The 15,048-nt window shown below is 73.2% G+C and carries 13 protein-coding genes; 10 read left to right on the forward strand and 3 right to left on the reverse strand.

Annotated features, from left to right (window positions below; translation table 11 throughout):
* The first annotated feature begins 111 nt into the window (after window positions 1–111).
* From ACZ3YO_RS07855 to ACZ3YO_RS07900, 10 genes are all read left to right on the forward strand, one after another.
* Window positions 112–1,884, forward strand: coding sequence for an ABC transporter ATP-binding protein (locus ACZ3YO_RS07855; RefSeq protein WP_465566232.1), 1,773 nt, complete (start codon window positions 112–114; stop codon window positions 1,882–1,884).
* Window positions 1,885–2,000: 116 nt separating this feature from the next.
* The gene (locus tag ACZ3YO_RS07860) at window positions 2,001–2,246 is read left to right on the forward strand and encodes a LapA family protein (RefSeq protein ID WP_465566235.1); all 246 of its coding nucleotides are present in this window, start codon (window positions 2,001–2,003) and stop codon (window positions 2,244–2,246) included.
* 56 nt (window positions 2,247–2,302) lie between these two features.
* Complete coding sequence (locus tag ACZ3YO_RS07865) at window positions 2,303–3,031, forward strand: amino acid ABC transporter ATP-binding protein (protein WP_465566322.1); 729 nt, start codon at window positions 2,303–2,305, stop codon at window positions 3,029–3,031.
* Between the two features lie 9 nt (window positions 3,032–3,040).
* Entirely contained in the window at window positions 3,041–3,928 is an 888-nt protein-coding gene (locus ACZ3YO_RS07870; protein ID WP_465566238.1) for a glutamate ABC transporter substrate-binding protein, read from the forward strand.
* 10 nt (window positions 3,929–3,938) lie between these two features.
* Window positions 3,939–4,583 (forward strand): amino acid ABC transporter permease, encoded by a 645-nt coding sequence (locus ACZ3YO_RS07875; protein ID WP_465545130.1) that lies wholly within the window; start codon window positions 3,939–3,941, stop codon window positions 4,581–4,583.
* A complete protein-coding gene (locus tag ACZ3YO_RS07880; protein ID WP_465566242.1) occupies window positions 4,580–5,449 on the forward strand; it encodes an amino acid ABC transporter permease in 870 nt (289 codons plus the stop codon). The genes ACZ3YO_RS07875 and ACZ3YO_RS07880 overlap by 4 nt, the downstream gene beginning before the upstream one ends.
* 167 nt (window positions 5,450–5,616) lie before the next feature.
* Window positions 5,617–6,531, forward strand: coding sequence for a LysR family transcriptional regulator (locus tag ACZ3YO_RS07885; protein WP_405362515.1), 915 nt, complete (start codon window positions 5,617–5,619; stop codon window positions 6,529–6,531).
* Between the two features lie 156 nt (window positions 6,532–6,687).
* The gene (locus ACZ3YO_RS07890) at window positions 6,688–7,254 is read left to right on the forward strand and encodes a cysteine dioxygenase family protein (protein WP_465566246.1); all 567 of its coding nucleotides are present in this window, start codon (window positions 6,688–6,690) and stop codon (window positions 7,252–7,254) included.
* Window positions 7,255–7,267: 13 nt separating this feature from the next.
* Entirely contained in the window at window positions 7,268–8,323 is a 1,056-nt protein-coding gene (locus tag ACZ3YO_RS07895; RefSeq protein WP_465566325.1) for a YeiH family protein, read from the forward strand.
* Between the two features lie 70 nt (window positions 8,324–8,393).
* Window positions 8,394–9,104, forward strand: coding sequence for a spermidine synthase family protein (locus ACZ3YO_RS07900; protein ID WP_465545136.1), 711 nt, complete (start codon window positions 8,394–8,396; stop codon window positions 9,102–9,104).
* A gap of 156 nt (window positions 9,105–9,260) precedes the next feature.
* On the opposite strand, the gene ACZ3YO_RS07905 is transcribed toward ACZ3YO_RS07900, so the two are convergent.
* The 3 genes from ACZ3YO_RS07905 to ACZ3YO_RS07915 form a co-directional block, all read right to left on the reverse strand.
* Window positions 9,261–11,531 (reverse strand): glycosyl hydrolase family 18 protein, encoded by a 2,271-nt coding sequence (locus ACZ3YO_RS07905; protein WP_465566249.1) that lies wholly within the window; start codon window positions 11,529–11,531, stop codon window positions 9,261–9,263.
* A gap of 356 nt (window positions 11,532–11,887) precedes the next feature.
* Entirely contained in the window at window positions 11,888–13,915 is a 2,028-nt protein-coding gene (locus ACZ3YO_RS07910; protein ID WP_465566252.1) for a hypothetical protein, read from the reverse strand.
* A gap of 141 nt (window positions 13,916–14,056) precedes the next feature.
* Complete coding sequence (locus tag ACZ3YO_RS07915; protein ID WP_465566255.1) at window positions 14,057–14,944, reverse strand: TetR/AcrR family transcriptional regulator; 888 nt, start codon at window positions 14,942–14,944, stop codon at window positions 14,057–14,059.
* Between the last annotated feature and the right edge of the window lie 104 nt (window positions 14,945–15,048).

Genomic DNA, 15,048 nt, shown 5'->3' on the forward strand with positions numbered 1-15,048 from the left:
CCCGCACCCGACCCTGCCGCGCCCGTCGCTGCCGCACCCGGCTCCGCGGAGGGCGGCACCGCCGGGGAGCGCCGCACCCGTCCGGCCACCAGACCAACCGAGGAGCACCGTATGAAGCCCCCCGTCCAACAGGAACAGGGGCCGGCCACCACCCTTCCGGTCGGCTCCCCGGCCGCCGTCCGCGCCTACCTGCGGCTGCTCGCCCGGCGGCACCGGGCCGGGTTCTCCTCGGTGGTGGCGCTGCACTCGGTGGCCACCGTCGCCGGGCTGGTCGGGCCGTGGGTGCTCGGCACCCTGGTCGAGTCGTTGGCCACCGGCACCGCCGAGTCGACCATCGCGGTCGCCGTCGGCTGGTACCTGCTGGCGCTGGTCGTGCAGTCGGCCTTCACCTGGTGGTCGAGGCTGCGTGGCAGCATCCTCGGCGAGCGGGTCCTGGCCGACCTCCGGGAGGACTTCCTGGTCCGCTCGGTGACCCTGCCGACCGGGGTCCTGGAGCGGGCCGGCACGGGGGACTTGGTCTCCCGCGGCACCACCGACATCGACCGGTTGGACAAGTCGGTCCGCGAGGCGGTGCCCGAGCTGGCCGTGGCGGTGGTCTCGCTGCTGCTGGTCCTGGGCGCCCTGGTGGTCACCTCGCCGCTGCTCGCGCTCACCTCGCTGATCGGCCTGCCGCTGCTGCTGGCCACCTCGCGCTGGTACTTCCGGCGGGCCCCGCAGTCCTACCGGAACGAGTCGGCCGGGTACGCCGCGGTGAACACCGTGCTGGCCGAGACGGTCGACGCCGGGCGGACGGTCGAGGCGCTGCGCCTCGGCGACGAGCGGGTCCGGCTGACCGACCGCAAGCTCGGCGAGTGGCTCGCCTGGGAGCGGTACACCCTCTGGCTGCGTTCGGTCTGGTTCCCGACCATCGACGCGGTCTACACCCTGGCCGTGCTCGGCACGCTGGTGCTCGGCGGGCTGTTCACGCTGCGGGGCTGGATCACCGTCGGCCAGCTGACCACCGGGGTGCTCTACGCCCAGGCGCTCACCGGCCCGGTCGACCTGATCCTGCGTTGGTACGACGAACTGCAGATCGGGCAGGCCTCGCTGGCGCGGCTGGTCGGGGTCCGCGAGGTGCCCGAGCAGGAGAGCGACGAGGAGGCCCGGCCGGACGGCCGCCGGGTCGAGGCGAAGGACGTCCGGTTCGGCTACCGCGAGGGCGCCGACGTCCTGCACGGCATCAGCCTGGACGTCGCCCCGGGCAGCCGGGTCGCGCTGGTCGGGCCGTCCGGTGCGGGCAAGTCCACCCTGGGCCGGTTGCTGGCCGGGATCTACGCACCTGGCCGGGGCACCGTGACGCTCGGCGGGGCGGCGCTGGCGCGGATGCCGGCCGAGCGGGTCCGGGCCCAGGTCGCGCTGGTCAACCAGGAGCACCACGTCTTCGTCGGTACCCTGCGGGACAACCTCCGGCTGGCCGCGCCGGACGCCGACGACACCCAGCTGCGCGCCGCGCTGGACGCCGTGGACGCCGGCGAGTGGGTGGACGCGCTGGCGGAGGGCCTGGACACCGAGGTCGGTTCGGGCGGCGCCGCCCTCACCCCGCCGCAGGCGCAGCAGCTGGCCCTGGCCCGGCTGGTGCTGGCCGACCCGCACACCCTGGTGCTCGACGAGGCCACCTCGCTGCTGGACCCGCGGGCCGCCCGGCACCTGGAGCGTTCGCTCTCCCGGGTACTGGAGGGCCGGACGGTGATCGCCATCGCCCACCGGCTGCACACCGCGCACGACGCGGACGTGATCGCGGTGGTCGAGGGCGGGCGGATCAGCGAGTACGGGAGCCACCCGGAGCTGGTGGCGGCCGGCGGCCCGTACGCCGCCCTCTGGCGCTCCTGGCGGGACGAGCCGTAGCCGTGGCCGACACCCGCTGACCGGCGCAAACCCGCACGGGGCAGGCTTGCCCCGTGCGGGTTAACCCCGGGCGCGTGAGCCGCACAAATCAACCGATCGGCCCGCAGACTGCGCGTGTGACCAAGATTTCAGACGGCTCGTCCGGGGCCAAGCGCAGTGAGATCGGTGGCATTCCCACCCGGTACATCGGGATCGGCGTCCTCGTCGTGCTCGCGGTGTGGTTCCTGTTCGCCAACCTCGACAAGGTCAGGATCCAGTTCTGGGTCTTCACCGTCACCGCGCCGCTCTGGATCGCCCTGCTGGCCACCCTGCTGGCGGGCGGGGTAGTGGGCTGGCTGATGAAGGGGCGGCGCGGAAAGTGACCGACGCCCGCGAGGCGGCTCCCGATCCCGCGCGCGGGGCGTCCTCCTTCACGCCGCTGATCGAGCTGCGCGGCGTGAACAAGCACTTCGGGGACCTGCACGTGCTGCAGGACATCGAGCTGACGGTCGGGCGCGGCGAGGTCGTCGTGGTGATCGGGCCGTCCGGTTCGGGCAAGTCCACGCTCTGCCGGGCGATCAACCGCCTGGAGCCGATCGAGTCCGGCACCATCGCGATCGACGGCCGGCCGCTGCCCGAGGAGGGCAAGGGGCTGGCCCGGCTGCGCGCCGAGGTCGGGATGGTCTTCCAGTCCTTCAACCTCTTCGCGCACAAGACCGTGATGCAGAACGTCTCCCTGGCGCAGATCAAGGTCCGCGGACGGCCCAGGGCGGAGGCCGACGCGAAGTCCCGGGCGCTGCTGGAGCGGGTCGGGCTGGTCGCGCACGCCGACAAGTACCCGGCCCAGCTCTCCGGCGGTCAGCAGCAACGGGTGGCGATCGCCCGCGCGCTCGCCATGGACCCGAAGGCGCTGCTCTTCGACGAGCCCACCTCCGCCCTCGACCCCGAGATGATCACCGAGGTGCTGGACGTCATGCGCCGGCTCGCACACGAGGGCATGACCATGGTGGTGGTCACCCACGAGATGGGGTTCGCCCGGGCCTCGGCCAACCGGGTGGTCTTCATGGCCGACGGACGGATCGTCGAGGACCGCGCCCCGGAGGACTTCTTCGGCGCCCCCGAGAGCGAGCGTGCCCGGGACTTCCTGTCGAAGATCCTGAAGCACTGAGGCCGCGCCGTGAAGAAGATCGTGACCCTCGCGGTCCTGACCGTGCTGCTGGCCGGCTGCGGCAAGGCCGGCACCCCGCCGCCGAAGGGCCCGCAGCCCAGCGCGCTGCCCAGCTATCAGCTGGAGAGCGGCACCGGCATCACGGGCTCTCCCACCCTGGACGCCGCCCGCGGTCGTGGCCACCTGGTGGTCGGCGCCAAGGAGGACCAGCCCTACCTGGGGCAGAAGAACCCGGCGACCGGGCAGTACTCGGGCTTCGACATCGAGATCGCCAAGATGGTCGCCGCCGACCTCGGCTTCACCCCCGAGAAGATCGAGTTCAGGACGATCGCCTCCGCCAACCGTGAGACCGCGCTGCAGAACGGTCAGGTGGACTACTACGTCGGCACGTACACCATCAACGACAACCGGAGGAAGCTGGTCGGCTTCGCCGGCCCGTACTACCTGGCCGGCCAGTCGCTGTTGGTGCGCAGGAACGACAACGCCATCCACGGCCCTCAGGACCTCAGCGGCAGGAAGGTCTGTTCGGCGGCCGGCTCGACCCCGTACCAGCGGATCCAGAAGGACTATCCGCAGGCCAGGCTGATCGGCTACGACAGCTACTCGGCCTGCGTGGACAACCTGATCACCTCCCAGGTGGCCGCGGTGACCACGGACAACACGATCCTGATGGGCTACGCGGCCAAGGTGCCCGACGAGCTCAAGGTGGTCGGACCGCTGTTCTCCCAGGAGCCGTACGGGATCGGGACGCCGAAGAACGACACCGTGCTGCGCGGCGCGCTGAACGACGCCCTGGCGCACCACGAGGAGAACGGCGACTGGAAGAAGGCCTACGACGCCACCCTCGGCCTCTCCGGGGTCACGGCACCCACCCCGCCGCCGATCGACCGGTACTGAGAGGGCCGCTGTGAGGACGCTGATCGACAACTGGTCGACCTACTGGCACGGGTTCCTCGGCACCCTCTCGCTGTTCGTCGTGAGCGCCGTGCTGGCGCTGGTGCTCGGCGTGCTGATCGCGAGCTTCCGGGTCTCGCCGGTGAAGCCGCTGCGGGTCTTCGGCGCCGCGTGGGTGACGCTGCTGCGCAACACCCCGCTGACGCTGCTGTTCTTCATCGTGGTGCTGGGCCTGCCGCGGTTCGACATCACCCTGCCGTTCTTCGTCTTCGCGGTGCTCGCGCTCGGCTGCTACACCTCGGCGTTCGTCTGCGAGGCGATGCGATCGGGCGTCAACACGGTGCCGACCGGCCAGGGTGAGGCGGCCCGCAGTCTGGGGATGACCTTCGGCCAGACGATGGGCCTGGTGGTGCTGCCGCAGGCGTACCGGTCGGTGGTCGGGCCGATCGGCAGCGTGATGATCGCGCTGGCCAAGAACACCGCGATCGCCGGCGCGTTCAGCGTGACCGAACTGCTGGGCACCTACCGGACCATCAACGAGCTGGGGTACGGCATCGTCTGGACCTTCGTCTGGATCGCGGTCGGCTACCTGATCATCACCCTGGCCGTCAGCGCCGTCTTCAACCTGCTGGAACGACGTGTGGCGGTGGCGCGATGACGGCGGAATCCTCGGCGCTCTACGACATCCCCGGCCCGAGGGCGCTCGCCCGGCACCGGACGTACGGCCTGGTCGTGCTGGTGGCGATCGCCGCGCTGATCGGGTGGATCGTCTACATGCTGTTCCACACCCAGCAGTTCACCTACGAGAAGTGGACGGCCTTCGAGTACCAGGGAGTCCAGGACCTTCTGCTGCGCGGGCTGGCCAACACGCTGAAGGCCTTCGGCTGGACGGTGCTGTTCGCACTGCCCTTCGGCGCGCTGTTCGCGGCCGGGCGGCTCTCCGACCACCGGGTGGTGCGCCGGCTCTCCACACTGGTGGTGGAGTTCTTCCGGGCCATGCCGGTGCTGGTGATGATCTTCTTCATCTTCGTCGCGCTCAAGGTGGAGCCGCTCTGGGCGCTGGTGGCCGGCCTGGTGCTCTACAACGGCTCGGTGCTGGCCGAGGTGTTCCGGGCCGGCGTGCTGGCGGTGCCCGCCGGGCAGCGCGAGGCGGCGTACGCGCTCGGCATGCGCAAGACCCAGGTGATGGCGTACGTCCTGGTGCCGCAGGCCAACCGGGCGATGCTGCCGGCCATCATCAGCCAGCTGGTGGTGGCGCTCAAGGACACCTCGCTGGGCTTCCTGATCACCTACGAGGAGTTCCTGCACGCGGGCAAGCTGGTCGCCACCAACCCGGACTACGACCTGCCGTTCATCCCGGTGGTGATGGTGATCGCGCCGATCTACATCGGCATGTGCCTGCTGCTCTCCTGGCTGGCCCGCTGGGTCGAGCGCCGCAGCAGGCGCAGCCCGAGCGTGCGCGGCGGGGCGCCGGTGGCCAAGGCCGAGGTGGTGATGGGGCTGCCGCCGTCCGTCCAGCGGTAAGCAGCAAGCAGCAAGGGTAGTGAGCAGTGGCAGCGGGCGCTCGACGGTGGGAGGGGCGGGGCGGGCGGTTCGTCCGTAAACCATAGGTGCGCTCGGGGTAATGTCAGCGGCCTCCAAAGTCTGCTTATGATTGCCGGACGGCACGGGCGCGGGCGGGCGGAGGGGCAGTGGAGCCGGTATTCGACTCACGGCACATCAGGACCTTCCACGAGGTCGTCCGGGCGGGCTCCTACTCGGCGGCCGCCCGCGAACTCGGCTACACCCAGCCCGCCATCACTCAGCAGATGAAGGCGCTGGAGCGCTCCGTCGGGGTGCCGCTGTTCACCCGGGCCGGGCGCGGTCTGCGGCTCACGGAGGCCGGCGAGGCGCTCTCCCGGCACGCCGAGCTGATCCTCGGCAGCCTCTCCGCCGCCCAGCAGCAACTCGCCGCGCTCGCCCGGCTGCGCGCCGGCCGCGTCCGGGTCTGCGCCTTCCCCAGCGCCAACGCCACCCTGATACCCGAGGCGATGGCGCGGCTGCTCGCCGAGCACCCCGGCGTCCGGGTCGAACTGCTGGAGGCCGAGCCACCGGACTCCGTGCAGCGTCTGCTGCGCGGTGAGTGCGACATCGCGCTGGCCTTCCGCTACCCGGGCGCGACCACCGAGGTGCCGGACGGGGTGGACGAGATTCCGCTGATGGAGGACCTCCTCACCGTCCTGCTGCCGGTCGGCCACCCGCTGGGCCGCCGGCACGCCGTCCGGCTGGTGGACCTGGACGGCGAGCGCTGGATCGCCGGCTGCCCGCGCTGCCGGGCCAACCTGCTGCACGTCTGCGCGGAGGAGGGCTTCGCCCCCGACATCGTCTTCTCCACCGACGACAACCTCGCCGTGCAGAGCCTGGTCGCCGCCGGGGTCGGGATCGCGCTGATGCCCGCGCTGGTGCTCTCCTTCATGTGCCACCGCAAGGTCACCGGGCGTGCCGTCGAGCCGCACCTGCGCCGGCAGGTCTGCGCGTACGTGCTGCGCGAGCACCGCCGGATTCCGGCCACGGCGCTGGTGCTCGACCACCTGCGGTCGGCGGCCGCGGCGCGGGTGGGCTGCTGAGCGGCGGGCTGTGGGCAGGCAGCGGGACGGCAGCGGGACGGCTGTCGAGCGGCTGCCGGGTGGCTGCTGAGCCGCACTGATCGATAAGCCCGCGTTGGGGTAGAGCTAACAAACCCTCGTTGGACGTGATAGGTCGCCCGGCCCGAACCTGCTGTCATGACACCCTCCGCCACGGTCGGCAGTGACCGGCTCACCGAGCGTATGACGGCCCTGGTCGGCGAGATCCGCGCGGTCGTCGACCGCGGCCTGCCACCCGAACTCACCGCCTACCTGGTCGGCGAACGCCTCGCCCCGCACCTGGGCGACGACGACCTGCTCACCGACACCCAGCGCGAGGGCGACCCGGACCGCTACCGCCAGCACGTCCTGCACGCCGAGAGCGACGGCAGCTTCTCGGTCGTCGCCCTGGTCTGGCTGCCCGGCCAGCAGACTCCGATCCACGACCACGTCTCCTGGTGCGTGGCCGGGGTCCATCGCGGCCAGGAGAGCGAGACCCGCTACCGGCTGGTCTCCGACGGGCGCACCGCGCACCTGGTCGAGACCGAGCACGTGGTCGGGCCGGCCGGCACCGTCGCCGCCTTCGCCCCGCCCGGCGACATCCACCTGGTCCGCAACGCCTGTACGTCCACCGCCATCTCGATCCACGTCTACGGCGCCGACGTCGCCCGGCTGGGTACCAGCATCCGGCGCGTCTACCGGCTCCCCGCCGACGACCAGCGGTGATCGCGCCGTGGCACTGACCGTCCGGGAGCGGCGCGTCCGCACCCGCCTGCTGCCCCCGCTCGGCGGGGACACCCCCGGCCTGCTGCTCGCCGCCCTCGGCGTGGCCGCCGCGCTCGGCGTCCACCAGGCCGTCCCCGCCGTGCCCAAGCTCACCGCCGCCGTGGTGCTCGGCATCGCCGCCGCCCACCTGCCCGGGCTGCGGCCGGTGGTCCGCGGCGTCGCCCGGCCCGGCCTCTCCACCGCCGGGCGGCGGCTGATGCGGCTCGGCATCGTGCTGCTCGGCCTCAAGCTCAGCCTGGACGACGTGCTCGGGCTCGGCTGGGCCACCGTCGCGATGGTGCTCGCCGTGGTCGCGGCCACCTTCGCCGGAACCTGGTGGCTGGGGCGCCGGCTCGGCCTGCCCGGCGACCAGCCGCTGCTGGTCGCCACCGGGTACTCGATCTGCGGGGCCTCGGCGATCGGCGCGGTCAGCCAGGCCGCCGGCAGCGAGGAGGAGGACGTCGCCGCCTCCGTCGCCCTCGTCACCCTTTGCGGGACCCTCGCGATCGCCGTCCTCCCGCTGCTCCAGCAGCCGCTCGGGCTCGGCGAGGCCGAGTTCGGGCGCTGGGTCGGCGCCAGCGTGCACGACGTCGGGCAGGTGGTCGCCACCGCGCAGACCGGCGGGGCGGGGGCGCTGCGCGAGGCGGTGCTGGTCAAGCTGATGCGGGTGGTGCTGCTGGCGCCGCTGGTCGCCGGGGTCGCCGTCGCGGTGCGGCGGGCGCGCAAGGGCGCGGAGAGCGCGGAGGGCACGGCCGCGGCGGCCGGCAAGCGGCCGCCGATCGTTCCGCTGTTCGTGGCCGGGTTCCTGGTGATGATCGCGCTGCGCTCCACCGGGGTGCTGCCCGACCGGGCGCTCACACTCGCCGGGGACGCCCAGGAGCTGCTGCTGGCGGCCGCCCTGTTCGGCCTCGGCAGCGCCGTGCACCTGCCCACCCTGATGCGCACGGGCGGGCGGATCGCGCTGCTCGGCCTCGGTTCCTGGGTGATGGTGGCGGGGGTCAGCTACGCGGGGGTGCTGCTCACGACATGACCGGACCGTGGCCGGCCTCCGCTATTGTCGGGCGGGTAGTCCGCACACCCGAGTACGCAGAGGAATCCGGATGGCCACCGCACTGCCCGCACGGGACGGCAACGACGCCGTCGTCACGCTCGACCGGCGGGAGGGCCCGTTCGGCGAGGTGGTGTTGCGGCAGCGCGGCCGGCACTTCGAGATCATCGCCAACGGCTGCTTCCTGATGGACACCGCCGACGGGCGCTCCGAGCGGTTGCTGATCCAGGCGGCGCTGGACGAGCTGGACCGGACGGGCGTGGTGGTCGAGCGGCCGTCGGTGCTGATCGGCGGGCTCGGCGTCGGTTTCTCGCTGGCGTACGCGGTGGCCGAGCGGCGGTGGGGGCGGATCGCGATCGTCGAGCGCGAGAACGCGATCATCGACTGGCACCGGACAGGCCCGCTGGCCGCCTTCTCGGCGGGCGCGCTGGAGGACGAGCGGGTGGCGGTGCTCCACACCGACCTGCTGGAGTACCTGGCGGGGGCGGACGGCGAGCGCTACGACGCGCTCTGCCTCGACATCGACAACGGCCCGGACTGGACGGTCACCGACTCCAACGCCGGGCTGTACGGCGCGGACGGGCTGGCGGTGCTCCGGCACCGGCTGCAGGTGGGCGGGGTGCTGGCGGTCTGGAGCGCGCAGCCCTCCCCGGCCTTCGAGCAGGCGCTGCGCGCGGCGGGCTTCTCGGACGTGGTGACCCACGAGATCCCGGTCGCCCGGGGTGTGCCGGACGTGGTGCACCTGGCCCGCCGCGACGACTGAGCGGGTGACGGGCCAGGCGCCGTTGACGTGGTGCACCTGGCCCGCCGCGACGACTGAGCGGGTGACGGGCCAGGCGCCGTTGACGTGGTGCACCTGGCCCGCCGCGACGACTGAGCAGGTGACGGGCCAGGCGCCGTTTCCGGCCGAACCGGCGTGCTACTTCAGGCCGTTGTCCACCGCGGCCATCAGCTCGCCGTTGCCGGTGTCACCGTCGAAGGCCCAGACCATCGCGCCGGCCAGCCCCTGGGACTTGATCCAGGCGGTCTTCCGGGCGATCTCGGTCGGGTCGTCGTAGGTGTAGAACACCGAGCCGTTGTAGAGGTAGGCGAAGCCGGCCACCGGATCGCGGTAGAGGGTGTAACCGCCGCTTGTGGCAAGGTCCTTGAGCTTGTGGTAGTCCTCGAACCCGGCCTCGTAGCTGCCCGGCGCGGGGCCGGTCGCGCTCTGGAAGAGGCCGTTGGTGGTGCCGCGCGGCACACCCGTCCAGCCGCGTCCGTAGAACGGGATGCCCAGGGTGAGCTTGCTCTTGGGGGCGCCGCCGTTGACGTAGGCGTTGATCGCGATCTCCGAGCTGAACTGCCGGTCCGGGGTGGACGGGTCGCCGGCGGCGAGCTTGAGCGCGGACTGCTGGTTGGTGCTCATCTCCCAGCCACCGTGGTAGTCGTAGCCCTGGACGGTGGCGAAGTCGAAGGCGCCGAAGAGGCCGGGGACGTCGATCCCCGCGGTGATCTTCGCCGGGTCGGCCGGGAGGAAGGCGCTCAGCGTGTAGTGCTTGCCGGTGGTGGCACCGAGCGCGTCCAGCTGACGGCGGAACTCCTGGGCCAGAAGCGTGTAGTTGGCCTTGTCGGTGGGCCGGAAGATGTTCCCGTCGTGCCCGCCGGAGGCCGGCCACTCCCAGTCGAGGTCGATGCCGTCGAAGATGTTGGCCGCGCTGCCCGCGCCACCGCGGCCGTCGATGACCGGCAGGTTGCCCTTGATGTACATGTCGATGCAGGAGCTGACCAGCGCCTTGCGGGAGGCGTCGGTGGCGGCTGCGTCGGAGAACCACTTGCTGTACGACCAACCGCCCAGCGAGATCTGGATCTTGAGGTTGGGGTACTTGGACTTGAGCTGCTTCAGCTGGTTGAAGTTGCCGGCCAGCGGCTGGTCCCAGGTGTCGGTGGTGCCGGCCACCGAGCTGCCGGCGTCCCAGCCCTTGCCGAAGTCGGCCCAGGCGTCACCGGCGCCGTCGCCCGCGTTCGGGTCGTTGTCCGGACCGGCCGCCTTGTTGGTGATGAAGCACTGCTTGGTGGTCGGGTGGATGTTGGCGAAGGCGTAGTTGAGCGTGGTGAGCCGGCCCGCCGAGCCGGAGGTGTCGAGCTTCTTCACGCTGTAACCGCGGGCGTAGATGCTCCACTGCGTGAAGTAGCCGATCTTCAGCGCGCCGGGGTTGGTGCCGCCGGGCTTGGTCTTGCCGGTCGCCGGGGCCGAGGCGGGGGAGACGTTGCCGGCCGCGTCGCGGGCCTTCACGGTGAAGGTGTACGAGGTGTCCGGCGCCAGGTTGCCGACGGTGGCGGACGGCGTGGTGACGGTCGCGGCGAGGGCGGTGCCGTTGTAGACGTCGTAGGCGGTGACGCCGACGTTGTCGGTGCTGGCCGCCCAGGTCAGCGAGATGCTGTTGGCGTCCGACCCGGTGACGCCCGGGGTGCCGGGAGGGGTCGGCGCCTGCTTGTCCGGGTCGACGGGCGGCTTGGTGGTGACGCTGACCGGGCCGGCGGCGGCCGAGCGGTTGCCCGCGGCGTCGAAGGCCTGGACGGTGAACTGGTAGGCGGTGCCGGCGGTGAGGCCCTGGACGGTGAGCGCGGTGGTGCCGCCGCCGGTGGTGGCGACCTTGGTGGCGCCCTGGAACACGTCGTAGCCGGTGACCCCGACGTTGTCGGTGCTCGCGGTCCAGGACAGGTCGACGGTCGTCTGCGTGGCGTTGCCGGCCGTGAGACCGCCCGGAACGGTCGGCGCGGTCTGGTCCCCGCCGGTGCCGTCGCACGGCCGGCCGTTCAGCTTGCAGTTGAGCAGCGGCTTGTAGCTGCCGGAATAGGCGATGTTGAAGCCGAAGTTGTACGAGCCTCCGGGCGGAAGGGTGGCGGCCCAGCTCGGGTTCTTGACCGTGACGTGCGAACTCGCGGTGGTGTAGGTCGCGTTCCAGAGCGAGGCGACCGTGTTGCCCGACGGCAGGTCGAACTCCAGCGTCCAGCCGTTGACCGCGGTGCTGGAGCCGTTGGAGATGGTGTACCCGCCCTCGTAGCCGCTGCCCCAGTCGCTGCCCTTGGTGAAGGTCGCGGTGGCGGACCCGGCGGCGTGGGCGGCGGTGCTGGGGAGGGAGACGGCGAGCAGCGGGACGAGCAGTGTCCCGGCCGCCAGCAGGGGCAGCTTGATCCGACGTCTGCGCATGGATATGGCTCCTGTCCCGGGGCCTCCGGGCATGCCGGGTCGCCCCGTTACCTGTGGGGAGGTGTCAGGTGCGTGGAGCAGCGTGCGGGCGCTCCGGCCGTGGGGCGGCGCGGAGCGGGAGACCTCGGGCCGTCGGGGTGCCGCGGAGGATCCTGTGTTCCCCGAGGGTAGGGAGCCGGCCGGCAACTGGCAATAGGTCTGTACCAGTTGGCGGGCGTGGGCGTGACCGCGCGGGTGCGGGAGCGCGGTCGACCGGGGGTGCGGCCGGCGGCGTCTGATCGCGCGTGCGTCCGGGACGAGGGTGGAAGCGTACGGAGGGCCGCCCACGCGGGGCGGCCCTCCGTACGCGGCAGGCCTCAGCCGAAGGGGCTGTTCTCCGGGGCGACGGCCGGCGGGGTCTCGGCGGCGTCCGTCGTGGTCGTCCCGGACAGCGACGGGCTGAAGGCGAAGGGGTTGAAGTCCGGCGGCGGGATCGTCACCGGGGTGCCCTTCGGCTTGCCGTCGTCCTCCTGCGACCCGTCGGTCGGCACGGCGACCGTGGTCGCGGTCGTGCTCGGCGCGGGGACGGCCGGCGGGTTCGAGGGCGGCGGCGGGACGGCCGCGGCCTGCGGGAGGGTGGTGCCGAACGGGTCCTTCGGCTGGTCGGCCGTCACCGTGCCGAACGGGTCGGTGACGGGGGCGGCGGCCGGCGCGGCCGCCGGGACGTCCGTCGTGGTCGTCCCGGACAGCGACGGGCTGAAGGCGAAGGGGTTGAAGTCCGGCGGCGGGATCGTCACCGGGGTGCCCTTGGGACGGTCGTCCTCCTCGGCGCCCGGCACGGCGGTGTCGGTGAGCGTCGGGGGCAGCACGCCGAACGGGTCGAAGTCCGGCGGCGGGACCGCCACCGGGGTGCCCGTGGGCGTGCGGTCCGGATCGTCGGCGGGGTTGTCGGCCGGACCGTCGTCCGGGATCAGGATCGGCTGGGCCGGCGTCGGGTCGGCCACCCGGGCGAAGGGGTTGAAGTCGGCCGGGGGGACGCGCACCGGCGTACCGCGCAGGTGCACCGGCAGCGGCGTCGCGTCGGCCGGGGCGGGCTCGGTGAAGACCGTCGGCAGCGGCGGGAGGTCCGCGGGGGCCTGGTCCGCCGGGACGCCGCGGGCCGGGGTCGGGGTGAGCACCGGGGCGGCGGTCTGCACGGGGGGAGCCGGGACGGCCGGGGCGGTGAGCTTCCCGGCGACGCCGTCCCAGCCGAACTGCACGCTCGTCAGCAGCTCGGCGAAGACCTCGGTGTACAGCTCCCAGTCCTGCTGCTGGCCGGTGGTGAGCTGGACGCAGAGCACCGAGACGCCGTCCGGCAGCGGGACGAACGCCTCCACCACCGCGGTGACCGTCCAGCGCCGTCGGCCGTCGGCGGCCAGCGGGCCGGGCACCGGGACGCTGCGGCCCTCGACCAGGACGGCGGCCGGGCCGGCCGGCAGCAGCACCGTCCAGACCTCGGCGTGCCGGCGGACGGTGGCCAGCTCGGTCGCGAGCCCGGTGATCGGCAGCGGGTGCTGGGCGAGCGAGACCACCAGGGTGGCGTCGCTGGGGCGGCCGTCCGCCTCGACGGCGCAGACGCCCGCGTAGACGGTGCCCGAGGCGGTGAAGGCGTCCGCCAGGGAGGCGGCGACCACCGCGAAGTCGCGGCGAGGCTCCGGGCCGGTGCCGCTGAACAGCTCCTCGGCGACCTCGGCCAGATGGGCGGTCAGCTCGGCGGCCGCCGCAGCGGTGGCCGGGTCGGCGCCCTGGACGGTGGCCGCGCCGCCGGCGGCCGGGCCGGCGGGCACCGTGCGGGCCGAGACACCCGGCGGGCCGCCGGGGGAGGTCAGCGGGTGGAAGCCGGGCGGCACGACGAGGCGGACCTCGGCGCCGGCGCCGGTGGCCAGCTCGACCGGCTGCCGGGTCTGCTGCCCGGAGGCGAGGGCGGCCAGCGCGGCGGCGAAGGGCGGGCGGAGCTTGGGGTCGGCGGCCTCGCCGGCCACCGGCAGCTCGAACAGCGCGGCCGAGAGGGTGCCCCGGTCGGCCACCGCACCGCGCACCGCGCCGCCGCCGTACCGGGCGTGCAGCGCGTCGGCGGCCAGTGCGGCCACCTGGGCGCCGGTGCCGGGGCGGGCCGTCCCGGCGGTGACGACGGTGCCCAGCCGGTCGACCGCGTCGTACACCGGGCCGTTGGGGGCGAGCCGCAGGTTGAACAGCGTCTCCGCCGCGGGGTGCGTGCCGCTGCGCAGCGCGGTGAGCGAGGCCGCCGGGTGGCGCGAGGCCTGCGGTGCGAAGAGGGCGTCGGTGAGCGCGCCGAGTGTCGCGGAAACCTGCTCCGCGGCGGCGAAGGGGTTGGCTTCCGTGGTGAACTGGCCGTCCTGGGTCAACTGATGAGCCCCCGCTCTGCTCCGTCTGCGTTCGGTGGTCCGGGCGCGCCGGTGACCGGCGTGCCGTCAGATCCGTGGACATTCCTATCAGAGGCCGAGGTCGGGGCAGAACCGGCGGCCATGCGCAGGGCCTGCCGGCCGTCAGTTCGCGGGCTCGGCAGCCAGCTCGGCGACGGCGTCCGCGAGGCCGGGGACGGTGAACAGGGCGGCGAGGTCGCGCACCAGCCGCCCGGTCGGGCCGTCGGGGCGCTCCCCGGCGAAGAACCCGGCGAGTTCGGCGGCCAGCGCGGGCTCCCGGGCGGCCGTCAGGGTCAGTGCGGCCACGAACTCCTGGACCAGGTGGAGCTGGAGCTCCTCCAGCGGCACCGAGCGCTCGGCCAGCCACTCCAGGGAGGTGATCTCGGCGTTGGCGATCCAGGCGCGCACGGTGAGCCGCAGGCCCGGGCTGGGCGAGGGAACCGCCAGGTGGGCCAGGATCTGGTCGGCCGCGGCCCGCCGGACCTCGTCGATCACCGCGGACGTCCCGGCACTGGCCGCCACCGAGCCGCCGCGCAGCAGCGCCGCGAAGCCGGGGCCGTGGCTCTGCACGAAGTCCAGGTAGCGGCCCATCACCCGGTGCAGCCGCTCGGAGAGCGGGCCCTCGGCAGGCTCCTCGAACCGGCCGGCCAGCTCCTGGCCGGCCCTGCGCAGCGACTCCTCGTACAGCGCCTGCTTGCCCGGGAAGTAGTGGTAGACCAGGGGCCGGGAGGCGCCGGCGGCGGCCGCGATGTCGTCGATCGACACCTCCTCGGGCGGGCGGCGGCTGAACAGCTCCAGTGCGACGGCGATCAGCTGCTCGCGCCGCTCGTCGACGCTGAGCCGCCGGCGGGGCTTCTCGGCGGCCCTTCCGGCCCCCTTGGCCGCACTCGTGGCGGCGCTCTTCTCGGTGCCCTTGCCGACGCCCTTGCCGGTGGCCGGCCCGGCGTCGGGGCCGGGGCTCCGGCGGGGGCGCGCGGACGTGGGCGACGCCGACGGCGTACGGGAGGCCATGCGCGCCACCCTAATTCGTTGATAGCGGATCGGTGGAGCCAGGGGGCTGCTGTCAGTCCGTTCGAATGCCGAGGTCGTGACGCCTCGCGCCACCCGGGCCAGCG

The organism is Kitasatospora sp. NPDC022785 (genome assembly GCF_055561295.1).